We start from the raw sequence: 23719 nt of genomic DNA, 5'->3' as shown, positions 1-23719 counted from the left end.
CCCTAGTGCCTGTTTCTCCCTCTGCATCCAGGCGCCGACAGCCTTTAAAGACCACAGGGTAAAAAGTGCTGTTCCCCTCTTGCCCTGCTGGTTACCATCCATTTCTATGTTCAGTTACCGCCACGCCTTCCATGCAGGCAATCACGCCGATGTGCTCAAGCACACCGTTCTGATTGCCACCGTGCAATACCTCACGCAAAAAGAGGCTGCGCTGACGGTGCTCGACACCCACGGCGGCGCCGGCCTGTACCGCCTGGACGGCGACTACGCCAGCAAGAGCGGCGAGGCCGAGGAAGGCGTGCTGCGCCTGGCTGCCGCCAAGGAGGCCGAGCTGGCCCCGGTGCTGCAGGACTATCTTCAGATGGTGCGTCGCTTCAACCAGGGCAATGCCATCCGCAACTATCCCGGCTCGCCCTTCATCACCCAGGCGCTGCTGCGCGGTCATGACCGTCTCAAGGCCTTTGAACTGCACCCCACGGACATGCGCTCTCTGACCGGCAACATGGCCCAGCTGGAAGTCAGGCGCCAGGTCGCCATCCTGCACGAGGATGGTTTCGAAGGCGTGAAGAAATTCCTGCCTCCGCCATCGCGCCGCGCCTTGCTGCTCTGCGATCCAAGCTACGAATTGAAGACCGACTACGGCCGCGTGCTGGACATGGCGGCGGACGGTCTCAAGCGCTTTCCCACAGGCACTTACGCCGTCTGGTACCCCATCATCCCGCGCCCCGAAGCCCACGATCTGCCCAAGCGGCTCAAGACCATGGCAACCAAGGCCGGCAAGAGCTGGTTGCATGCAACGCTCACGGTCAAGAGCAACAAGACCTCCGAACGCGGCGGCCTGCCTGCCAGCGGCATGTTTCTGATCAACCCGCCATTCAATCTCAAGGATCAGCTCAAGCCCGCCATGCCGCAGCTGGTCAAGCTGCTGGGTCAGGACAGCAATGCAGGCTTTACGCTGGAGTCTGGCGGCTAACTACGCGGCTGTAGGCCGGCCCTTGCCGGCCCTCTGCAGTCCGGGCGCGCCAGCTTCACCGGCTGCACCCCTTCAACAGCAACAATGGTTCAGCGCTTGCGCTTGGCGGTCTGGGAAACCTTGCGCGCGGGCTGATTCGCGGACGCTGCGCGCGTCTTGGAGGCGGCAGCGCCCTGCGCCACACTGGGATGGCGCTTCTTGCTCGAAGCATTGAGCGTGGCCGGGCACTCGTCCTCATCGGCGTCCAGCTGCCACAGCTCCACGGGCTTGATGCCCAGGCCCAGCATGCCCAGCTCCTGGGCCGCGGCCTTGCTCAGGTCGATGATGCGACCCGGCGCAAAGGGGCCGCGGTCATTGATACGCACCACCACGCTCTTGCCGGTCACGGAGCTGCGCACGCAAACGCGCGTTCCGAAAGGCAGGGTCTTGTGCGCTGCCGTCATGTCCATGCTGTCAAAGCGCTCGCCGCTGGCCGTCTTGCGGCCGTGGAACTGCCCGCCATACCAGGAGGCCAGGCCCTCCTGGTCGCTTTCTCGCGGAGGGCTCAGCTCGTACTTGCTGCTGTCTTCGGGCAGGTCTGCCTTGTCGGCATCCGCAGGCTTGTTGGCCTTGACGCCCAGGCCTTTGTCGCGATAGTTGCTGCGCGCATAGGCGTCGGGCAGCAGGGGGCCGGAGACCGTGGGCTGCGCGCCCTTTTTTCGGGGCTGGCTCTGAACGACGGGGGACTGTTCCTCGGACTTTTCCTGCAGCGGAGCACAGCCGGCCATGGTCGCGGTGACGACGGCAAGACCTATCCACTGACAACAACGCAAGCGCCAAAATTTCGGTTGCACGGGCGCAATCTCCTTGAAAGCTCAAGTGAGAGCCGCCCAAGACCGGCCGCCTCGCGGCCGGCAAGCTTTTGGCTTACAGGCCCAGACGGTCGCAGATCTCCAGAGTGGCGACGCTCTGGTTCATCGTATAGAAGTGCAGCCCGGGAGCACCCTGGCTGCGCAACTGCTCGCATAGATGAGTCACGACATCCAGACCGAACGCACGAATGGAAGCGGTGTCATCTCCGAACGCCTGCAGACGCAGACGAATCCAGCGCGGAATCTCGGCACCACACGCATCCGAGAAGCGCATCAGCTGCGTAGAGCTGGTAATCGGCATGATTCCTGGCACGACCGGCACGTCGAGCCCCAGGGCCCTCACCTCATCGACAAAGCGCATGTATGCGTCGGCATTGTAGAAGTATTGCGTGATGGCGGAATCTGCACCAGCGCGCACTTTAGCAACAAATGCGTCCAGATCGCTGCGAGGGGACTTTGCTTGGGGGTGAGTTTCGGGATAGGCGGCCACTTCGATGTGAAACCAGTCGCCGAACTCCTGGCGCACGAAAGCCACCAGATCGCTGGCGTACTGGAACTCGCCGCCCAGGCCGTAGCCGCTGGGCAGGTCGCCGCGCAAGGCGACGATGCGCTTGACGCCCATGGCCTTGAGTTCGTTCAGCTCGGCGCGCACTTTTTCATGCGTGGCGCCGATGCAGGAGAAGTGCGAGGCCGCGCCCACACCCTCGTTCTGAATGTCGCGCACCATGGTGAAGGTGCCGGCCTGAGTGGAGCCACCCGCGCCATAGGTCACGGAGCAGAACTCGGGCTTGCGCGCATACAGGGCCTGGCGCACGCCCACATGCTTGGCAGCGCCCTCGGGCGTCTTGGTGGGGAAAAACTCGAAGCTGACGGGAAAGCTCATGGCGGTCTATGTCTCTGAATCCTGGATCATGTGCGGGCGTCGAAGGCTCGGCACCCGCCACGCTTTTTACTCAACGCTCAACGTTCGTTGCGCTTTTTCTGCTTGCTGCGGGCCGGGCCGGGCTGGCCGAAGCTGGCCACCTCGGGGTCTTCATACAGCTCCTGCTTGGCGCGCTGGGCCTTGATATCGGCACGCGAAGGGCGCTTGGCGGCTGCCTTGACGGCCGGCCTGGCCGCAGCGACCTCGTCGGCAGCAGCGGGGGCCGGAGCCTTGACTTCGGCGCCCTGCTGGGCCCAGACAAAGAATTCGTGATTGCCGTCGCCGCCTTCAATGGACGAGTCCAGCCACTGCTTGACGCTCAGCCCCAGATCTCCGAGGCAGTCGCGAATGCGTTTTTCGACCTCGGCGTACAAGGCCGTGTCGCGCACGATGCCGCCCTTGCCGATCTGGCCGGGCTGCAGCTCGAACTGGGGCTTGACCAGCATCAGCAGCTGGCCATGGGGCTTGAGCAGCTGCACCACGGCAGGCAGCACCAGGGTCAGCGAGATGAAGGACAGATCGCCGGTCACGAAATCAAAGGCCGGGCTGATGTCGATATTTTCGGTGCCGGGCTTGCGGCGCAACTCCACCGGAGCCAGACCTTCGGCCCGGGCCTTGGCCTTGGCGGCGCGCTCGGCCTTGAAGCTCTCGACATCCTGTTCCTTGGCATCGTCGCTGTCGTCATAGTCTTCATCGACCTGACCGCCGTTGCGCATCCAGGCATAGGGAGCGATGGGCTGGGTGTCGTTGTCCTCTTCTTCCTCGATGACTTCGCACAGCGCCTCGTCGCAGGCCTTCTCCAGCAGCTCGGGCGTCAGCGCGCGGGCGTTGAAGCCCTCGACGCAGACCACGCGTTCGTCATTTTTCAGGCGCTCATGCAACTGGCCGTGGCCCACGTCGAGGCCGATGACCTGGGTCGCACCGGCCTGCAGCAGGCAATCGGTGAAGCCGCCCGTGCTCTGGCCCACATCCAGGCAGCGCAAGCCCTTGACGCTGAGGCCGGTCGCGGCCAGCGCGCCCTCGAGCTTGAGCCCGCCGCGCGAGATGTATTTGGCCTCGGCGGCGTCCAGCAGCTGCAGCTCGGCACCGGCAGGAATGTCATCGCCGTTCTTGGCCACTTTCTTCCATGGCGCCAGCGGCGTCAGGCGCCACTCCACACCCGAGGCAATCAGGCGCTGGGCCTGGGAACGGGTGGCAGCATGACCTGCTTCAACCAAAAAAACATCTGCGCGCATAGCGTCGCTTCCTTTGAAATCAACCGCAGCCATACGCTGCAGGCAAGAAAATCTGTTTTTTAATAGCTTCCTGCGCTTACCCTGTCTTAGTTTCAGACAGAAATTCATCTGAAATCAAGGTACGACAAGCGCAAGAAGCTATCAAATAAATCAACACAACCCCAATACTGGCGCACACCAAACAAGGGACAGCGAGCAAGAGCCGCCTCGCAGCAAGGGCTGCCCCAGCGAGGCTGTCGTCCCCATCCGGCGAAGCCAGAGAGGGGGAAGGCGCAAAGCGCCTCAGGGGGAGTTAATAGCGATACGTTTCAGGCTTGTAAGGGCCTTGCTTGCTCACGCCGATATAAGCGGCCTGCTCGTCGCTCAGTTCGGTCAGCATGGCGCCGACCTTCTTCAGGTGCAGGCGGGCGACCTTTTCGTCCAGGATCTTGGGCAGCACATAGACCTTGCCCACTTCGTAGGCGTCGGGGCGGGTGAACAGCTCGATCTGCGCCAGGGTCTGGTTGGCGAAGGAGTTGGACATCACGAAGCTGGGGTGGCCGGTGGCGCAGCCCAGGTTCACCAGACGGCCCTTGGCCAGCAGGGTGATCTTCTTGCCGTCGGGGAACTCGATCTGATCCACCTGGGGCTTCACTTCTTCCCACTTGTACTTCTCGATCGAAGCCACATCGATTTCGTTGTCGAAGTGACCGATGTTGCAGACGATGGCCTGATCCTTCATGGCAACCATGTGCTCGTGGCGGATGATGTCCTTGTTGCCGGTGGTGGTCACGAAGATATCGGCCTTGTCGGCAGCATATTCCATGGTCACGACCTTGTAGCCTTCCATGGCGGCCTGCAGGGCGTTGATGGGGTCGATCTCGGTCACCCAGACCTGGGCCGACAGTGCGCGCAGCGCCTGGGCCGAGCCCTTGCCCACGTCACCATAGCCGGCCACGCAAGCCACCTTGCCGGCGATCATCACGTCGGTGGCGCGCTTGATGCCGTCCACCAGCGATTCGCGGCAGCCGTACAGGTTGTCGAACTTGGACTTGGTCACCGAGTCGTTGACGTTGATGGCGCGGAACAGCAGCGTGCCCTTGGCCGACATTTCGTTGAGGCGGTGCACGCCGGTGGTGGTCTCTTCGGTCACGCCCATGATCTGGGCCGACTTGCGGCTGTACCAGGTGGGGTCCACGGCCAGCTTGGCCTTGATGGCGGCGAAGACGATGCGTTCTTCTTCCGAACCGGGGTTGGCCAGCACGGACAGGTCCTTCTCGGCGCGCTTGCCCAGGTGCATGAGCATGGTGGCGTCGCCGCCGTCGTCCAGGATCATGTTGGGGCCTTCGCCTTCGGTGCCGGCAGCGCCGAATTCAAAGATGGAGTGGGTGTAGTTCCAGTAGTCCTCCAGCGACTCGCCCTTGATGGCGTAGACAGGCACGCCGGTTTCGGCGATGGCGGCAGCTGCGTGGTCCTGGGTCGAGAAGATGTTGCACGAGGCCCAGCGCACTTGTGCGCCCAGTGCCGTCAGCGTCTCGATCAGCACGGCCGTCTGGATGGTCATGTGCAGCGAGCCCGTGATGCGCGCGCCCTTCAGGGGCTGGGCAGCGGCGAACTCTTCACGCACAGCCATCAGACCGGGCATTTCGGTTTCGGCGATCCTGATTTCCTTGCGACCCCAGGCAGCCAGGGAAATATCGGTAATGGCCGAATCAGCGGGGTTGAAGCGCACGGCAGCGTTCATGGTTTTCTCCAAATCTTGAATGAAAAACCACGTTCTGCAGCAGAGGGGGAATAAACCGGCTCACCGCACAGAAAGCGTGGGCGAGCGTCGTTGCGGGATGAAATCCGAGCCTCACGCCCCGCGCAGACCAGCTCATGGCTGGCCGGGGGAACGCTGCAACGCTCCTCGGATGGACGGCGATTATAAAGGAATCAGCCTTCCAGGCCCACCAAGCGATAACCGACTTGCAACTCGGTTACCAGATGCCGGGGCTGGGCCGGATCGAGCTCTATCTTCTGGCGCAGATTGGCCATGTGCACGCGCAGATAGTGGGGGCGGTCCAGATATTCAGCGCCCCAGACCTGCAGCAGCAACTGGCGATGCGTCAGCACCTTGCCATGGCCGGCAATCAGGGCCGCCAGCAGGCGGAACTCTATGGGCGTCAGGTGCACGGCCACACCGTCGCGCCTGACATCGTGCGCCGCCAGATCCACCACCACCGCGCCGAAACGCGCACAGCTGCCGGGCTTGTCTGCCGCCGATGCCTGCTGGCGGCGGCGCAGCATCACGCGCAGCCTGGCCAGCAGCTCGGGCACGCCGAAGGGCTTGGTCAGGTAGTCATCGGCCCCGGCGTCCAGCGCCGCCACCTTGTCCTCTTCCCGCTCGCGCGCGGACAGAATCAAAATCGGTAACTGGCTCCAGGCGCGCAGCTCGGCAATCACGGTCTTGCCATCGGCATCGGGCAGCCCCAGGTCCAGCACCACGGCGTCGGGCTGGCGGCTGGCGGCCTCGATCAGGCCGCGCCTGGCGGTTTCTGACTCGAACACCTGCCAGCCTTCGTCCTCCAATGCCAGGCGCACAAAGCGGCGGATGCTGGCGTCGTCTTCAATCAGCAAGATGCGGGGTGCGGCGCTTGTCATGTTCGGATTTGCATGTGATGCACGGGATTGTCGGCTCATTCGTCCATCGCCGGCTGCTCGGGCACGGGCAGGTGTACGCTGAAGACGGTGCCCGGACCGGGCTCTGCCTGTGCAACCCGCAATCTGCCGCCATGGGCTTGCACAATGCGCTGAGCCAGAGCCAGGCCGAGCCCCATGCCGAACACGGCACTCTCCGCCTGCCCACGCGTGAAGGGCTCGAACAGTTGCTCAGCTGACAGATGCACGGGCAGGCCCGGCCCTGCGTCCTGCACGCTCAGCACGCAGTCGCCATCGGCCACGCTGGCTGCCACGGTAATCGTCGTGCCTTCGGGCGTGTACTTGATGGCGTTGTCCAGCAGATTGACCAGCACACGCTCCATCAGCACGGCATCGAGCTGCAGCAAGGGCAGATCGGCCGGCAGCGAGGTCTGCAGCGCATGAGCGGCCAGTCGCTCGCGCATCTGCGCCAGCGCGCTGCCCACCAGCTCGTCCACCGGCAGCCATTCGCGCTTGAGCTGTACGCCGCCTTGCTGCAGGCGCGCCATGGCCAGCAGGTTGTCCACCAGTTGCTGCAGCGCCTGTGCCTGATTGCGAATCTGCACCAGCATGTGATGCGCCGGCCCCTGCGGCGCATGTGGCAAGGCCGCCTGGGCCGCGCCCAGGATGCCCGTCAGCGGCGTGCGCAGATCATGCGAGACGGCCGAGAGCAAGGTGTTGCGCATGCGCTCGCCCTCCATGGCGATCTGGGTCTGCTGCGCCACCTCCACAAAATGCACACGCTCCAATGCCAGGGCAATCTGGCTGGCACAGGCTTCAAGCAGACGGCGCTCCTCGGGCACTCGCAATCGTTGCGGCGCACGCAACTGCAGTACCAGCACGCCGCGCGAGCGCACAGGTGCCATCAGCGGCACATAAAGTGCCGGCGCAGCTGCCAGGGTATCGGTTCCATGGCCGGCCATCTGGCCATGCTCCATGCTCCAGCGACCCACGCTGGTGTCGATCTGAGCTTCGCTGCCAGGCGCCGGCTGCAAGCGCTCATCGGCATCGGGCACCAGCAGCCCGGTCTGGGCATCGAAAACGCCTGAAATCGTAGTCAGCGCGATCTGCGTGACCTGCTCCTGCGTCAGCGCACCCGACAGGTCACGCGCCAGCCTGGCCAGCGCGCCGGCCCGCCTTTCGCGCTCTGCGGCCACGCGTGCCTCGTGGCGCAGCCGCGCCGTGAGCTGGCCGCAGACCAGGGCCACACCCAGCATCAGGCTGAAGGTGAACAGGTATTGCGTATCGTTGACGCTGAAGGAGTTGCGCGGCGGCACAAAGTAGAAATCGAACAGCAGCACCGACAGCAGGGCCGCCCATGCTCCGGGGCCGCGTCCCCAGCGTACGGCGGACAGCACCACCACCAGCAGGAAAAGCATGACGACATTGGCAGGATCGAACACTCGCAGCAGCAGCTCCGCCACCGCTGTAGCGGCCAGGCAAGCCAGGGTCACACCCGCATAGCCCTTCCACGGAATGTTCTTTTCACGCGCCGCCGGCAATCGCAAGGTGCTCTCGTTCTTGCTTTGCTTGACGGACAGCAGCAGCACGTCCAGGCCAGGATCCAGCGCAGCGATCTGTTCGGACAGGCTGGGGGCACGCCAGCGCAGCCAGCGGCTCAAAGGTTCATGCACACGCGCCAGCACCAGATGACTGGCATTGCGCTCACGCGCAAAGTCCACCAGAGCCTGGGCCACATGGGCGCCGGGGATGGTGGCCGTTTCCGCGCCCAGACGCGCCGCCAGCGCCAGGGTCTTGAGCACGGCCTCCTGCGCTGCCCGAGGCCGATGCTGGCGCTCCGGCGCATCCACATAGACCACCACCCAGTCGGCCTCCAGCCGCCTGGCCAGGCGCGCCACCTGGCGCACCAGGGCATCGTCACCGGCGCGGCCGCCCACGCCCACCAGCAGGCGCTCGCGCGTGGGCCAGACATCGCCGATGGAGCGCTCGCGGCGGTAGTCACGCATGTCCTCATCGACACGATCGGCCGTGCGGCGCAAGGCCAGCTCGCGCAGCGCCAGCAAATTGCCCTGGCGAAAGAAATTTCGCGAGGCCCGCTCGGCCTGCTCCAGCGGATAGACCTTGCCCGACTTGAGGCGCTTGAGCAGTTCCTCTGGCGGGATGTCGACCACGATGACCTCGTCGGCATCGTCAAAGATATGGTCGGGCACGGTCTCATGGACCTGTATGCCCACAATGCCGCCCACCACATCGTTCAGGCTTTCCAGATGCTGAACGTTGAGCGTGGTCCACACCTCGATACCCGCCTCCAGCAGCTCCTGCACATCCTGCCAGCGCTTGGGATGGCGTGAGCCGCTCACATTGCTGTGCGCCAGCTCGTCGAGCAGCAGCACCTCCGGGCGGCGTGCCAGAGCTGCATCCAGATCGAACTCGTCCAGCTGCCTGCCCTGGTAGGCCAGCGTGCGCCGCGACAGCAGCTCCAGGTCGTGCAACTGCTGCTCGGTCTCGGCACGGCCATGCGTCTCCACCAGCCCCACCAGAACCTTGCGCCCGGCCTGCCGCTCGCGCTGCGCGGCCGCCAGCATGGAATAGGTCTTGCCCACTCCGGCATTGGAGCCAAAGTAGATGCGCAGCTTGCCGAGATGGGCGCGCTGCCGATCTGCCTGCAGTTGAGCGACCAGCGCATCGGGGTCGGGGCGCTGCGCGGCGGAGGATGGTGTGGATGAAGGCATCAGGCGATCAGCGTATCACTCAAGTCCGGTCAGAACCCGGCACTCAGGCCCAGCAGCCAGCCGCTGCGTGCCAGATCACGCCATTGGCCACGGCTGTTGACGGCGCTGTAGTACCTGGCATCGGCCGAGGTACCCGCGTACGCAAGCGATGCAGTCCATGGGCCCCAGGCCCTGGATAGCGAGATGCGCCAGTCGGCATAGGAGACATCGCTGTAATTGCGCACCCAGGTATAGCCGCCATGCAGGCCCAAGGTGGCGAGATCGCCCAGCGGATGCTGATAGTTCAGATCCAGATACTGGCTGCCGCGGCTGCTGCCTGCCGGCTGCAGCGCAGTGGCGAACGCCGAGTCGGCGGTACTCTCGCCCAGGCCGAAATAAGGCGTCAGTGCCACGGACCATTTGATGCTCAGACCACCATGAGTCGCTCCCAGATAGAGCTCGGTGGTGTCAAAGCGTTTGCTGCTGCCATCGCTTGCGCCCAGGCGTGCGCCGGGATAGCGGTACTGCAAAAGCCCGGCATCCAGCAACCAGTCAGGCACGAGCTCGCCGCGCCAGCCACCATAGATATCGTGCTCCAGCCCCTGGCCCCGGCCGTAGCTGTTGGTAGAGACATTGGACAGCGACGTGCCCAGATAAAAGCCCTTGGGCAAGGCCAGTTCCACTGCGCCCTGCACGGCCGCACCTTGCCAGGTCTGCGAGATGCCGCGAAAGCGGTAGTCACTGATCAGGCTCAGCGAGCCGGTCAGGGAAGACCTGTTGTCGGCCTGCGCAGGAGCTGAGCTTTCAGAAGCAGATTGCGCTTTTGTTTCCTCGGCAGCAGAGGGCTTTGCACAGCTCAAGGCAAGCATCAGCAACGCAGAGCCGATGACCCAGGAGCGCGAGGCGTGAAATGGTTTTTGGAGATGGGAGAGACGCATGATGGTGAAGCAAACAGATCAGACTTGCCGCGCCCGCAGAGAACGCGGACAAGCCCGAGAAACGAGAAAGCAAGGCCTGGATATGACTTAGACGAGGCCCAGAACGGCCAGCAGCATGTCGATGAGCTTGATGCCAACAAACGGCACGATCAGCCCGCCCATGCCATAGATCAGCAGGTTTCGGCGCAGCAGCAGGGCCGCACCCACGGCGCGATACTGCACACCACGCAAGGCCAGCGGCACCAGGGCGATGATGATCAGTGCATTGAAGATCACGGCGCTCAGGATGGCGGAATCGGCGCTGTGCAGCTGCATCACGTTGAGCGAGGCCAGTTGCGGATAAGTGCCCACAAAGGCGGCTGGAATGATGGCGAAATACTTGGCCACATCATTGGCAATGCTGAAGGTGGTCAACGCACCGCGCGTCATCAGCATCTGCTTGCCGGTTTCCACCACCTCGATCAGCTTGGTGGGGTTGGAGTCCAGGTCCACCATATTGCCGGCCTCTTTGGCAGCCTGGGTGCCGCTGTTCATGGCCACGGCCACATCGGCCTGGGCCAGGGCCGGAGCATCGTTGGTGCCGTCCCCCGTCATGGCCACCAGGCGGCCCGCCGCCTGGTGCGAGCGGATCAGCTGCAGCTTGTCTTCGGGCCTGGCTTCGGCTAGGTAATCATCCACCCCGGCTTCGGCGGCAATGGCGGCAGCCGTCAGCGGGTTGTCGCCCGTCACCATCACCGTCTTTATGCCCATGCGGCGCAGCTCGGCAAAGCGCTCGCGCATGCCCGGCTTGACGATGTCCTTGAGTTCGATCACACCCAGAACCTTGGCGCCATCGGCCACCACCAAAGGCGTGCTGCCCTTGCGCGAGACATTGTCCACGGACAGTTGCACCTGAGCCGGGAAGCTGCCTCCCAGCGCCTCGACATGCCGGCGCACGGCATCGGCAGCGCCCTTGCGCAAGCTGCGCAAGCCTTGCGGGCTCTGCAGATCCACCCCGCTCATACGCGTCTGAGCGGTAAAGGGTACGAACTCGCCCGGAAAATCCGCACTGCTGCGATCAGGCAAGCCATGGCGCTCCCTGGCCAGAGCCACCACGCTGCGGCCTTCAGGTGTCTCATCTGCCAGAGACGAGAGCTGTGCGGCTTCGGCCAGCTGCGCGGCGCTCGTTCCGGGGGCCGGCAGAAACTCGCAGGCCTGGCGGTTGCCCAGGGTAATGGTGCCGGTCTTGTCCAGCAGCAGCACGTCCACATCGCCGGCAGCCTCAACGGCCCGGCCCGAAGTCGCAATGACATTGGCCTGCATCATGCGGCTCATGCCGGCCACACCAATGGCCGACAGCAGGCCGCCAATCGTGGTCGGAATCAGGCAGACCAGCAGCGCAATCAGCACGGCAATGCCGACCACCGAGCCCGTTCCGGCCTGTGACACCGCAAAGGCCGAGAAGGGCCACAGCGTGACGATGACCAGCAAAAAGACCAGCGTCAGCCCCACGAGCAAGATCGTCAGAGCCAGCTCATTGGGAGTCTTCTGGCGCTTGGCCGACTCGACCATGGAGATCATGCGATCGAGAAACGACTCGCCAGGATTGACCGTGACTTCCACCACCAGCCAGTCCGACAGCACGCGCGTGCCGCCGGTCACCGACGAGAAGTCGCCTCCGGCCTCGCGGATCACGGGGGCCGATTCGCCTGTGATCGCGCTTTCGTCCACCGAAGCAACGCCTTCTATCACCGTGCCGTCAAGCGCAATCGTGTCGCCGGCTTCCACGAAGATGACCACGCCCTTGCGCAGTTCGCTGGCGCGCATGGGAATCCATGAGCTGCCGAAATGCGGTTGCTGCAGCAGCTTGGCCACCGTATCGCGCTTCATGCCGCGCAGGCTGGCGGCCTGGGCGCGGCTGCGGCCCTCGGCCAATGCCTCGGCAAAGTTGGCAAACAGCACGGTGAACCACAACCACAGCGCAATCGCCAGGACAAAGCCGCTGTTCTCGCTGCCCGGCTCCATCAGGCTCTGCCACCACAACAGACTGCTCAGGATCGCACCCAGATACACCACAAACATCACCGGGTTGGCCCACTGCGTGCGTGGCGAGAGCTTGCGCAGCGCATCCCAGAGCGCCGACTTCACCAACGCGGCGTCAAGCAGGCTGCGGCCTGCCGTCATTTTTCTTGCGCTCATGGCTTACTCCTTCGCGGCGCTGTTGGCGGGTTGCAAGGCATCCAGCGCCAGATTGAGTTGCAGCACGTTCACGCGCGGCTCGCCCAGCAGGCCCAGCGTGCGCTGCTCTGTTTTCTGCGCCAGCAATGGCTGCACCAGGTCTGGCGAGAGCCCTCGCGCCCTCGCCACACGCGGCAGTTGCAGCAGCGCATTGGCCATAGAGATATGCGGGTCCAGGCCCGATGCCGACGCCGTGACCGCATCCACCGGCACCGCCAGGTCTGCGGCCAGACCGTTATCGGCGCGGTACTGTGCGACACGCTGCGCCACGGCTTCGGACAAGTCCTTGTGCGTTGCCCCCTGGTTGCTGGCACCGGACAGGCCGGCGTTGTAGGGAGCAGCAATATTTGCCCCCTCCTGACTCGGATCGGGAGCGACTGTGGCGCTGGGACGGCCATGGAAGTACTGCGGCCCGGTGAATTGCTGACCGATCAGGGCCGAGCCCACGATCCGGCCCTGGCGTTCGATCAGGCTGCCATTGGCTGCATGCGGGAACAGTGCCTGCGCCACACCCGTGGTCAGCAAGGGATAGGCAATGCCGGAGACCACCATCACCAGCAGGGCGGCGCGCACGCTGGAGCCCAGCAGATGTGGCCAGGAGGCGGATTGCGCCTCGGGCTGCGCTTGTGCATGGCTTGGCAGCACTGAAGCGCAAAGAGTTTGAGTCGATGTTTTCATGATTTGCTCCCTGGTCTGAAGCCGTGCATGGACTGCAGACCATTGGCATCAATTGGAAGAAGGCGTCAGGCGTACAGCTGAGCCACAAGCATTTGCAGGTGCTCGATCACGGGCCCCAGAGCCAGCGCCGGCAAAAAGGTCAACCCGCCCACCACCAGCACCACAAACACCAGCAGGCCCATGAACAGCGGCGTGGCCGTGGGGAAAGTGCCCGGGCCCGGAGGCACGGTGGCCTTGGCAGCCAGGCTGCCAGCCACGGCCAGCATGGGCACAAGCGTCAGAAAGCGCCCCGCCAACATGGCCAGTCCCGTGGTGGTGTTGAAGAACGGCGTGTTGGCATTGAGCCCCGCAAAGGCCGAGCCGTTGTTGGCCGTGGCCGAGGCATAGGCGTAGAGAATCTCCGAGAAGCCATGCGGGCCGCGGTTGTTGAGACTGGCTGCGGCATCCGGCCAGAGCGCGGCCAGCGCCGTGAAGCCCAGAATGCAGGCCGGCGGCACCAGTACCGCAAGCATGACCAGCTTGATCTCGCGCACCTCGATCTTCTTGCCCAGGAATTCAGGGGTACGACCAATCATCATGCCGGCCAGAAACACCGTGAGGATGGCGTACTGAATCAGGTTGATCAGTCCCACGCCGTCGCCGCCGAAGACGCAGTTGAGCATCATCTGCGCCAGCGGCGTGATGGAGCCCAGCGGGGTCAGCGAATCATGCATGGCATTGACCGAACCCGTGGTGGCCGCGGTGGTGGTAGCCACGAACAAGGCTGTATCGGCAATGCCGAAGCGCAGCTCCTTGCCCTCCATATTGCCGCCGCTCTGGGTCAGGCTGTATTGCTGATCGGCTCCGGCGCGCGCCAGCAACTGGCTGCCGTTTTGCTCGGCCACAAACACCAGGCTCAGAAAGCCGACGAACATCACCATGCAGGCAGCAAACAGCACCCAGCCCTGCTTGCGGCGCAGCAGCATGGAGCCGAAGGCATAGGTCATGCCGGCCGGGATCAGCAGCATCGAGAGGATGTGCAGCAGGTTGGTCAGCGGCGTCGGGTTCTCGAAGGGGTGGGCTGCATTCATGCCGAAGAAGCCGCCGCCATTCGTGCCCAGATGCTTGATGCTCTCCAGGCTGGCCACGGGCCCCATCAGCAGCTGCTGTCGGCCCCCTTCGAGCGTCGTCGCCACGGCCTCGGCGTGCAGGGTCTGCGGAATGCCCTGCCAGACATAGACCAGGGCCATGATGAAGGAAAGCGGCAGCAGCACGCGCCAGAACACGCGCACGAAATCGACCCAGAAGTTGCCGATATCCTGTGCGCTTGAGCGCGCCAGGCCGCGCACAAAGCCGGCACCGGCAGCAACACCCGTGGTGGCACCGGCAAACATCAGAAAGGTGATGACCACCATCTGTGTCGCATTGCTCAGGCTGTTCTCACCCGAGTAGGCCTGCCAGTTGGTATTGGTGATGAAGGAGGCTGCGGTGTTGAAGGCCAGGTCGGGCGCCTGCGCCGCGATCTCCAGCGGGTTCAGCGGCAGTGCGCCCTGCAGACGCAGCAGCAGATAACCCAGCAGCATCATCAGCGCATTGCTCAGCACCATAGCGGTGCCATAGCGCTGCCAGCCCATGCGCTCCTGCGGGTTCACGCCCATGACCCGGTAGCTCAGGCGCTCCAGCCAGCCATGACGCTCGCTGGTAAAGCAGCGTGCCAGCCATTGGCCCATGGGTATGGTCAGCAAGGTTGCCGCCGTCAGCACGGCGGCAAATTCCATCCAGGGTAACCACATGATCCACCCCTTTCACAGACGCGCCAGGGCGCGCACAAAGCCCAGCAGTCCGACAAAGCAGACCACTGTCAGGCTCACAAAAATCAGGTCTTGCAGCACTTGCATGGCGGCCCCTTCAGAATTTCTCGGGGCGCAGCAGCGCATAGCCCAAATAGGCAAACAGCCCCAGCGCCGTCAGGGCGGCCAGGGCTTCGATCCAGGTGATGGTCATTTCATTCCTCCCGCAAGCCGTTCACGCGGCTTGATTGCGATGGAGGAACTGTAGGAATTCGCCCGTCAAGAACGGGTAGAGATTGGCCTTGCCGATATCAAGACGGCATCAAGAAGCGGCTCGATTCGCGGCCGCAACCCCGGCCAGCCACTGAACGCGCAAGGCCAGCACGATGACCAGCGCCAGCACAGCCAAGGCCACGAAGCCGACGCCCGTCCAGCCCCAGCGCGACCAGAACCAGCCCGCCCCGGCCCCCAGTACGCTGGAGCCCATGTAATAGCCCCAGAGGTATAGCGATGATGCGTGCCCCTTGGACTGCGTGGCCAGCCGCCCCACCCAGCCGCTGGCCACCGAATGCGCGATGAAGAACCCTGCCGTCAGCAGGACGATGCCGGCCACGATGACGGCCAGCGGCTGCAACAGGGTCAGCACCACGCCTGCGGCCATCAGCAAAGTGCCAGCGACCAGCACCGGGCCGCGGCCCAGCCTGTCGGCCAGCCCCCCGGCAATCGGCGACGCCGCCGTGCCCAGCAGATAGGCGTAGAAGATATGGCTGATCTGCAACTGGCTCAGACCATAGGGCGATGCGCTGAGCAGAAAGCCGGCATAGTTGTAGATGCTGACAAACACGCCCATCAGGCCGAAGGCGATCAAAAACAGCAGCGGCAGGCCCGGGTGGCGCAGATGCCGGCCCCAGGCCTGCAGGTGATACCGGGCACCCAGCCCGGTCTTCTTGATGAAGTTGCGCGAGTTGGGTAGCAGCCAGACAAAGCCAAGGGCGGCCAGCAGGTCAAGCACCGACAGTGCAGCCATGGCGTGGCGCCAGCCCCAGAACTCGGTCATCGCACTCATGCCGACCCGGCCCAGCATGCCGCCCAGCGCCGTGCCGCCCACATACAGGCCCATGGCAAAGCCCAGGCCGGGCGGGTCGATCTCCTCGGACAGATAGGCCATGGCCACGGCAGGCACGCCGCCCAGCAGCAAGCCTTCCAGCGCGCGTGCGGCCAGCAGCGCATGCCACTGCGGCATGAACGAAGCCAGCAGATTGCACAGCGCCGCCAGGGCCATGGAGATGAACATCAGCTTGCGCCGCCCCAGTCCTTCGGACAAGGCCCCCGCCAGCACGATGGAGCCGGCCAGGCAGGCCGTGGATACCGACAGCGCCAGCGCGCTCTGGGCCGGACTGACGGCAAAGCTGTGGGCCAGCTCGGGCAGCAGCGGCTGCACGCAGTACAGCAAGGAGAAGGTGGCAAACCCCGCCAGGAACAGCGCCACGCTGACCCGCCGGTACTCGGGCGTGCCGCGCTTGATCCATACCGGGGCGGCAGAGGCTGGAGGCTGGATGGGCAAGGAGGTGTTCACATCCTGCGGGGCGCTGTTCATGAGGGGCAAATAAGGACCGGAGACTAGGCTGCTATTGTGCTCCGCATCTGCCAGTTGCCGGAGCCAGCGGCCTTGGGCAATGGCGTCGCCCGCCCCGCATTTGCCGGAGCATCTCCATGAATTGGCCCTGCCGTTAAAATAAGCGCCCTCAAGACTTATTCACAGGTCTGCCCTGCATGGGTGCGGGCCTGGTGCGGCAAACGGACCGCCGCACCTTTTGTTGTCACAGCCGGCGTTCTCCGGCTGTATTTACAGCTCTCAATACTGTGTCATACGCCCCAGAAACCCGGCGCCGTCGTACGTTCGCCATCATCTCCCACCCGGACGCGGGTAAGACCACGCTGACCGAAAAGCTGCTGCTGTTCTCGGGCGCGATCCAGATTGCCGGCGCCGTCAAGGGCCGCAAGGCTTCGCGCCACGCCACCTCCGACTGGATGGAAATCGAAAAGCAGCGCGGCATCTCGGTGGCCTCGTCGGTGATGCAGATGAGCTACCGCGACCATGTGATCAACCTGCTCGACACTCCCGGCCACAAGGACTTCTCGGAAGATACCTACCGCGTGCTGACGGCCGTGGACTCGGCGCTGATGGTGATCGACGCGGCCAACGGCGTGGAATCGCAGACCCGCCGCCTGATCGAGGTCTGCCGCCAGCGCAACACCCCCATCATCTCCTTCGTCAACAAGTTCGACCGTGAAGTGCGCGACCCGCTGGACATCATGGACGAAGTCGAGCGCGAGCTGGGCATGCCCTGCTGCCCCATCACCTGGCCCGTGGGCCAGGGCAAGAGCTTCGGCGGCATCATCAATCTGCAGACACAGAGCATGACGGTGTTTGCCGCCGGCAGCGAGAAGCGCCCCGAAGACTTCGAAGTCATCCCGCTGACGGAAGTCGACAGGCTGCGTGCCCGCTTCGGCCAGGCCTACGACGATGCCATCGAGAGCATGGAACTGGCCCAGGGCGCATCGGCCGAATGGGATCACCAGGCGTTTCTGGAAGGCAAGCTGACCCCCGTGTTCTTCGGCTCCGGCGTGAACAACTTCGGTGTGATGGAAGTGCTGAACGCCGTGGTCGACATGTCGCCCCCGCCCGGCCCGCGCGTCGCCTTCACCGAAGTGAACCGCCAGCGCGAAGAAGTCACCATTAACCCTGAAGACAAGACCTTCGCAGGCGTGGTGTTCAAGGTGCAGGCGAACATGGATGCCAACCACCGCGACCGCATCGCCTTCGTGCGCGTGGCCAGCGGCAAGTACACGCCCGGCATGAAGATGAAGGTGCAGCGCACCGGCAAGGAGCTGCGCCCCACGTCCGTGGTGACCTTCATGAGCCAGCGCCGCGAGGCCGTTGACGAGGCCTATGCTGGCGACATCATCGGCTTCACGATTCACGGCGGCGTGCAGCTGGGCGACTCCATCACCGACGGCCCCAGCCTGCAGTTCACCGGCCTGCCCTTCTTCGCACCCGAAATGTTCATGACCGTGGTGCTCAAGAACCCGCTGCGCACCAAGCAGCTGCAGCAAGGCCTGATGCAGCTGGGCGAGGAAGGCGCGATCCAGGTCTTCAAGCCCGATGTCGGCGGCAATATGCTGCTGGGCGCCGTGGGTCAGCTGCAGTTCGAAGTGGTGCAGCACCGCCTAAAGACCGAGTACGACTGCGACGTGCGCTTGGAAGGCTGCCAGTACACCGGGGCGCGCTGGATCACGGCTGACTCGCCCGCCGAGCTGCGCGAGTTCGAGAACGCCTACCCCATGCGTCTGGCACATGATGCGGCCGACACCCTGGCCTATCTGTGCACCAGCCCCTATGACGTGCGCCTGGCGCAGGAGCGTTTCCCCAAGATCCACTTCCACCCGCTGCGCGAGCATGCGGGCCTGGCACTGGGCTCAGCGAACTGAGCGTGATCACCCCCTGAGGCGCTTCGCGCCTTCCCCCTCTCTGGCTTCGCCGGAGGGGGACGACATCCTCGCTGCGAGGCGGCTCTTGCTCGATGTCTCTGAGTTGGACCGCGCTAGCCTCAGGCGAGGATCAACATCGAGAGAGTTTGTTGTGAGCCAAGAATTTCTGCGCCCTTTGTCTGAACTGCGGACACCTGCCAAGCTGCTGGGCGTGCTGACCGATATCGACGACACGCTGACCACCGACGGCGTGGTGCCCGAGCATGTGGTGGCCGCGATTGCGCGCCTCAAGGATGCGGGCCTGAAGGTCGTGCCCATCACCGGCCGCCCCGTGGGCTGGAGCGTGCCGTTTGCATCGGCCTGGCCCGTGGACGCCATCGTGGCCGAGAACGGAGCCGTGGCCCTGCGCCGCAATGCCGAGGGCAGCCTGGACAAGCTCTACCAGCAATCTGCCGACGAGCGCGCCCGCAACTTTGCCCGCATGCAGCAGGTGCTCGAGCAGATCGAGGCCACCGTGCCCGGCGCCAAACGCGCCACGGACTCGGCCGGCCGCGAATGCGATATCGCCGTGGACCACAGCGAGTTCACGCACATGCCGCAGGCACAGATCGACCAGTGCGTGGCCATCATGAAGGCAGCCGGCATGAATGCCACCGTCAGCTCCATCCACATCAACGGCTGGTTCGGCGAGCACAACAAGCTCGAAGGCGCACGCTGGATCACTCGCGAGCTGTTCGACATCGATCTGGACGCCACGCTGACGCGCTGGGTGTATATCGGCGACTCGACCAACGACCAGCAGATGTTCGAGCACATGCCCCACAGCGTGGGCGTGGCCAATATCGCGCGCTTCGTGCCCCAGCTCAGGCATCTGCCGCGCCATGTGACCACGGCCGAGCGCGGCGACGGCTTTGTTCAGCTCGCAGAGCTGCTGCTGGCTCAGCAAAAATAGTAGCTGCAACCGCTCTTTGCTTAATGATTTCAATATCAAAACAATCTGAAATCGTTTGACAACAAGCGCAAGCAGCTCTCATTTTCAAAGGCCTCCGTGCTTGCCGGCACGGAGGCCTTTTTTGACGCCCATCCATCGCCAAACACGATGCATCCACCCGTACAAGACGACCCCCGGATGCGTAAAAACCCACGGTTGGCACTCACTACAATTTTTGATTCATTTCAAAACATTTCTGAGAGACCAACACCATGCGCATGATTCGCCGCACCTTCGTCGCCACGGCCGTGGCAGCAACAGCCGCCCTGAGCGCAGGCACTGCATTTGCCCAGGGCAAGGAAGTCAAGATCGGCTATGCGCTGGCCGTCAACTCCCACTACGGCGCTGCCGCCAACGCCTGGGCCGAAGGCGTGGAAAAAGGCACCAACGGTGCCTACAAGTTCAAGCAGTTCCCCGCCTCCGCGCTGGGCGGCGAGCGTGAGCTGATCGAAGGCCTGCAGCTGGGCACCGTGGAAGCCGCCATCGTCTCCACGGGAGCGCTGAGCAACTTCGTGCCCGATGTGGGCGTGGTGGACATCCCCTTCCTGTTCCGCGACACCCAGCACGCACGTGCCGTGATGGACGGTGCCTTCGGTCAGGAGCTGCTGGCCAAGTTCCAGAAGCGCGGTCTGATCGCGCTGGCCTGGGGCGAGCAGGGCTTTCGCCATCTGAGCAACAACAAGCATGCCGTCAATGGCGTGCCCGACCTCAAGGGCCTGAAGATCCGCGTGACCGAGAACCCCGTGCACATCACGGCCTTCCGCACCCTGGGTGCCTCGCCCACTCCCATGTCCTGGCCCGAAGTCATCGGTGCGCTGCAGCAAGGCACGATTGACGGCCAGGAGAACCCCATCTCCGTGCTGGTGTCCGCCAAGCTGTGGCAGGTGCAAAAGCACCTGACCCTTACCTCCCACGTCTACGCCCCCATGGCCCTGATCGTGTCGCCCTCGTTCTGGGGATCGCTGAACGCCGCCCAGAAGACCGCCTTCACCGAAGCTGCCAAGAAGGGTGCTCTGGCCTCTCGCGCCTTTGTGGACAACGTGGAGAAGAAGGGCGTGGAAGAAGCCAAGGCCAACGGCATGAAGGTCGTGGAGAAGGTCGACCAGACCGCCTTCCGCACAGCGCTGGAGCCCGCGTACAAGGAATACGCCAAGAAGTTCGGCCAGAAGACGCTGGACTCCATCACCGCCGTCAAGTAAGCACTGCCAACATGGGCCTGTCTCCTCGGAGACGGACCTATGCATTTTTCTCCCTCCTGGGCAAGGCCGGTCCTTGCCCGGCTGCGGTCAGCACGAATGGACTTGCGCCAATTCCTGCCGATGATGATGCAGCTCTCAACTTTGTGATGCAGCCAGCTCTTGCGGCGTTCCGTGCCGCTGCGCCTGCTCACCCCCACTCCTATGCTTGATCGTATCGAACGCATTCTCGTGGCCGGCAATCGCTGGCTGCTGATCTTGCTGCTGCTGGCCATGGCCTGCATCGTCTTTGCCAACGTGGTGCTGCGCTACACCACGGGCGACTCCATCGTCTGGGCCGAAGAAGTGGCCCGCCACATGATGATCTGGGTCACTTTCCTGGGCGCAGGCCTGGTGCTGCGCTTTGGCGGCCATGTGGCCATCGACAATCTGCACCGCAGCGTGAGCGCCCGCAAGGCACAGGCCATGCGCGGCTTTGTCGTGCTGATCCTGGCGGTCTTCTTTGTCGTGATGACCGTGACCTCCTCGCAGTATGTGTACGCCACGCGCTTTCAGACCACGGCGGCCACGGACATCCCGATCTCCTATATCTATGCGGCCATGCCCGTGGGCTTTGTGCTGATGCTGATCCATCTGCTGTTCATCGCACGCGGCTACATCACCGCTGGCAACTTCGCCGAGTCCGATGAAATGGATGCGGATGCTGCAGCGTCTATATGAAACACCCCCTGTGCAGCTTCGCTGCTTCCCCCTCTCTCGCTTCGCGGGAGGGAGACACACCTTCGGTGCGGGGCGGCCCTTCCTCGGTGTATCTCACTTGGGGCGCGCCAGTTTCATGCGCTGCGCCATGAATCTCTGATCGATTGAAACATCATGGGTATCACTTTATTTGTTGCCATCATCGCCCTGCTCACGCTGGGCTTTCCGGTGGCGTTTGCGCTGGCCATCTCGGCAGCCCTGGCGGTTTTCGTGGGAGGACGTTATCCACAGCTGATCGTCTTCAAGGAAATGTTCACGGGCATCGACAGCTTTCCGCTGATGGCCGTGCCCTTCTTCATCCTGGCCGCAGAGCTGATGTCGGGCGGTGCGCTCACGGCCGTGCTGCTGCGCTTTGCCGCCCAGTTCGTCGGCCATCTGCGCGGCGGCCTGGGCTATGCCAATGTGCTGTCGCTGACCATGTTCTCGGGCATCTCGGGCTCGGCCCTGGCCGATGCAGCCGGACCTGGCTCCATGATGGTCAAGATGATGGACAAGGCCGGCTACAGCCGCCCCTATGCAGCCGCGCTGACGGCCAGCACCGCCATCGTCGGCCCCATCATTCCGCCATCGGTCAGCATGATCATCTATGCGCTGCAGGATGAGAACGTGTCCGTGGGCGGCCTGTTCATGGCCGGCTTCATTCCCGGCATTCTGATCGCGCTGGCCATGGCGGCCGTCAACTGGTGGGTCTGCAAGAAGCGCGACTACCGCAGCACCGAGCCGCGCCCCTCTGCTCGCGAGATGTGGAGCACCAGCTTCAAGGCGATCCCCGCGCTGATGCTCATCGTGCTCATCGTGGTCGGCATCCGCTTCGGCATCTTCACGCCCACGGAAGCCTCCGTCGTGGCCGTGTTCTATGCCCTGGTCTGCGGCAAATGGGTTTACCGCACGCTCAGGTGGTCGGCCCTGCCCGGCATCCTGGCGCGCTCGGCCATGCTCACGGCCTCGGTGCTGCTGGTGATGGCAACCTCGGCCGCCTTTGCCTGGGTGCTCACGGTGGAAGGCATTCCGCAGTATCTGTCCGAGCTGATCGTGAGCTGGGAACTCTCGCCCGTCATGTTCCTGATTGCCGTGAACATTCTGCTGCTGGTCTTCGGCATCTTCATGGAGCCACTGCCCGGCGTGATGATTCTGGTGCCCATTCTCGCGCCCATCGCCTTCAGCCTGGGCATCGATCCCACGCACTTCGCCATGGTGGTGATCGTCAACCTCACGCTGGGCATGATCACGCCGCCGGTCGGCGGCCTGCTGTTCGTGACGGCCGTATCGACGCGCGTGTCCATCACCGATCTGACGCGCGAGATGCCGCTGTTCCTGCTGGCCCACTTCGTCGTGCTGTGCCTGCTGACCTTCATCCCCGAGCTGTCGACCTGGCTGCCGCACACGCTGGGCTTCCAGTAAAGCGGACTGTGCTGGACCACAAGGCCTGCGTGCATCACGCGGGCCTTTTTTTCGATCAAATAATCGGTGCCGCTGCCCATGAACACCATGAACCTGCCTTGGCAGAAATGGCGCGGGTGAGGTGTGATGATGGTGAATTGTGTTTTGGAAGGACGCGCTGCATGCGCCGTATCGGCCGCCCTTGCGTGCGCGCTACAAGCGACGTTCACTCACTTCCACGCGCGCGCCCAGCCCCCCGAAATGCTGCACCAGGCGGTCCTTTTGCAAGACGCTGACGCTATCGTCGAGCAGCGTCAGCGGCAGCCGGGTCTTGAGTTTCAGCAGCTCCTGCGCAGACATCGTTGTGAAGATTTTCCTGAGCGCCAGCATGACCCTGGCCGGATCGGGCCCCAGCTCCAGCAGGCGCACGGTGTAGAAGATAGTGGAAGAGCGCGTTTCACGCGGCACAAGTGGCGCTTTGGCGGCCGTGGCCTGCACATGCGCCATCAACTCCTCAAGCGAGGCGAACAATAGCCTGGCCGCGCGGTGCGGCTCGTCATGCCACTTCCACAGCACAGGCACTTCGGGCCGGCTCATGTCACCGATCAGCGGGTCGCCATCCAGGCCATGGGTCAGCACCAGCCAGTGCGGGCTCCAGCCATCCGCCACCGCACCATCGATCCAGCGCAGATCACCGGGCGTGCTGGCCTTGAGATCCAGACCAAAGCGGTACTCACCAGTCTGAGACCACAGCCCCGCCGCATCGGTGGCACGCTGCATCGCGAGCCGGTTGCCCGCACCTTCACGCCATGCAGGAAGCTGCAACCACGGCAGCTCATCTTTCCAGCCAAGCGCCCAGGTCATCCAGGTCTGCACCGCCGGCGGCAGCGGTGGGCGCGCGATCTGCGCCATCCACGCGACACGCGAGGCCGCCAGCTCAGCCGGTGCAGGAAATCTGCCACGCGAGAAGGACATGGTGTGCGCCGCC

Annotated in this window: 19 protein-coding genes and 1 riboswitch; of the genes, 6 read left to right on the top strand and 13 right to left on the bottom strand. The window is 63.9% G+C overall.

Going from position 1 to position 23719, the window contains the following annotated elements; genetic code table 11:
* The first annotated feature begins 106 nt into the window (after positions 1-106).
* A complete protein-coding gene (gene rlmJ / locus AAIL67_RS03355; RefSeq protein WP_012836927.1) occupies positions 107-973 on the top strand; it encodes a 23S rRNA (adenine(2030)-N(6))-methyltransferase RlmJ in 867 nt (288 codons plus the stop codon).
* Positions 974-1062: 89 nt separating this feature from the next.
* On the opposite strand, the gene AAIL67_RS03350 is transcribed toward rlmJ, so the two are convergent.
* From AAIL67_RS03350 to AAIL67_RS03295, 12 genes are all read right to left on the bottom strand, one after another.
* A complete protein-coding gene (locus AAIL67_RS03350; protein ID WP_343483547.1) occupies positions 1063-1740 on the bottom strand; it encodes a septal ring lytic transglycosylase RlpA family protein in 678 nt (225 codons plus the stop codon).
* A 139-nt stretch (positions 1741-1879) separates the two neighbouring features.
* Positions 1880-2707 carry a methylenetetrahydrofolate reductase [NAD(P)H] gene (gene metF / locus AAIL67_RS03345; RefSeq protein WP_003061724.1) on the bottom strand — a complete coding sequence of 276 codons (828 nt, stop codon included), beginning with the start codon at positions 2705-2707 and terminating at the stop codon, positions 1880-1882.
* A gap of 77 nt (positions 2708-2784) precedes the next feature.
* Positions 2785-3981: a TlyA family RNA methyltransferase gene (locus tag AAIL67_RS03340; protein WP_063661974.1), complete on the bottom strand. Its 1197-nt coding sequence runs from the start codon at positions 3979-3981 to the stop codon at positions 2785-2787.
* Between the two features lie 292 nt (positions 3982-4273).
* A complete protein-coding gene (ahcY, locus tag AAIL67_RS03335) occupies positions 4274-5704 on the bottom strand; it encodes an adenosylhomocysteinase (RefSeq protein ID WP_054074378.1) in 1431 nt (476 codons plus the stop codon).
* A 75-nt stretch (positions 5705-5779) separates the two neighbouring features.
* A riboswitch (S-adenosyl-L-homocysteine riboswitch) is annotated at positions 5780-5877 on the bottom strand.
* Between the two features lie 18 nt (positions 5878-5895).
* Positions 5896-6603 carry a response regulator gene (locus AAIL67_RS03330; RefSeq protein ID WP_012836924.1) on the bottom strand — a complete coding sequence of 236 codons (708 nt, stop codon included), beginning with the start codon at positions 6601-6603 and terminating at the stop codon, positions 5896-5898.
* A 35-nt stretch (positions 6604-6638) separates the two neighbouring features.
* Positions 6639-9332 (bottom strand): sensor histidine kinase KdpD, encoded by a 2694-nt coding sequence (locus AAIL67_RS03325; RefSeq protein ID WP_343483399.1) that lies wholly within the window; start codon positions 9330-9332, stop codon positions 6639-6641.
* A gap of 29 nt (positions 9333-9361) precedes the next feature.
* A complete protein-coding gene (locus AAIL67_RS03320) occupies positions 9362-10249 on the bottom strand; it encodes a TorF family putative porin (protein ID WP_343483398.1) in 888 nt (295 codons plus the stop codon).
* 87 nt (positions 10250-10336) lie between these two features.
* Positions 10337-12427, bottom strand: a complete 2091-nt coding sequence (gene kdpB / locus AAIL67_RS03315; RefSeq protein ID WP_343483397.1) for a potassium-transporting ATPase subunit KdpB — start codon at positions 12425-12427, stop codon at positions 10337-10339.
* A gap of 3 nt (positions 12428-12430) precedes the next feature.
* Positions 12431-13144 (bottom strand): K(+)-transporting ATPase subunit C, encoded by a 714-nt coding sequence (gene kdpC, locus AAIL67_RS03310; protein ID WP_063661981.1) that lies wholly within the window; start codon positions 13142-13144, stop codon positions 12431-12433.
* A gap of 65 nt (positions 13145-13209) precedes the next feature.
* Positions 13210-14916 carry a potassium-transporting ATPase subunit KdpA gene (gene kdpA / locus AAIL67_RS03305; RefSeq protein WP_343483396.1) on the bottom strand — a complete coding sequence of 569 codons (1707 nt, stop codon included), beginning with the start codon at positions 14914-14916 and terminating at the stop codon, positions 13210-13212.
* 115 nt (positions 14917-15031) lie between these two features.
* A complete protein-coding gene (gene kdpF, locus AAIL67_RS03300; RefSeq protein ID WP_003061706.1) occupies positions 15032-15127 on the bottom strand; it encodes a K(+)-transporting ATPase subunit F in 96 nt (31 codons plus the stop codon).
* A 108-nt stretch (positions 15128-15235) separates the two neighbouring features.
* Positions 15236-16510, bottom strand: a complete 1275-nt coding sequence (locus AAIL67_RS03295) for an MFS transporter (RefSeq protein ID WP_343483395.1) — start codon at positions 16508-16510, stop codon at positions 15236-15238.
* Positions 16511-16776: 266 nt separating this feature from the next.
* On the opposite strand from AAIL67_RS03295, the gene AAIL67_RS03290 reads away from it, so the two are divergent.
* The 5 genes from AAIL67_RS03290 to AAIL67_RS03270 all read left to right on the top strand — a co-directional run bounded on the left by AAIL67_RS03290 (position 16777) and on the right by AAIL67_RS03270 (position 22752).
* Complete coding sequence (locus tag AAIL67_RS03290) at positions 16777-18405, top strand: peptide chain release factor 3 (protein ID WP_034357174.1); 1629 nt, start codon at positions 16777-16779, stop codon at positions 18403-18405.
* Between the two features lie 151 nt (positions 18406-18556).
* A complete protein-coding gene (locus AAIL67_RS03285; protein ID WP_343483394.1) occupies positions 18557-19357 on the top strand; it encodes an HAD-IIB family hydrolase in 801 nt (266 codons plus the stop codon).
* A 251-nt stretch (positions 19358-19608) separates the two neighbouring features.
* Complete coding sequence (locus tag AAIL67_RS03280) at positions 19609-20595, top strand: TRAP transporter substrate-binding protein (RefSeq protein WP_034357170.1); 987 nt, start codon at positions 19609-19611, stop codon at positions 20593-20595.
* A gap of 201 nt (positions 20596-20796) precedes the next feature.
* Positions 20797-21312, top strand: coding sequence for a TRAP transporter small permease (locus AAIL67_RS03275; RefSeq protein ID WP_343483546.1), 516 nt, complete (start codon positions 20797-20799; stop codon positions 21310-21312).
* 153 nt (positions 21313-21465) lie between these two features.
* On the top strand, positions 21466-22752 hold the full coding sequence (locus AAIL67_RS03270) for a TRAP transporter large permease (protein WP_343483393.1): 1287 nt from the start codon (positions 21466-21468) through the stop codon (positions 22750-22752).
* Between the two features lie 192 nt (positions 22753-22944).
* On the opposite strand, the gene AAIL67_RS03265 is transcribed toward AAIL67_RS03270, so the two are convergent.
* A complete protein-coding gene (locus AAIL67_RS03265; protein ID WP_343483392.1) occupies positions 22945-23706 on the bottom strand; it encodes a hypothetical protein in 762 nt (253 codons plus the stop codon).
* Between the last annotated feature and the right edge of the window lie 13 nt (positions 23707-23719).

This window comes from Comamonas sp. A7-5, from assembly GCF_039581385.1.
Lineage (GTDB): Bacteria > Pseudomonadota > Gammaproteobacteria > Burkholderiales > Burkholderiaceae_C > Comamonas > Comamonas thiooxydans.
The sequence above is the reverse complement of the archived record's forward strand: the minus strand, read 5'-3'. Positions and strand labels throughout refer to the sequence as shown.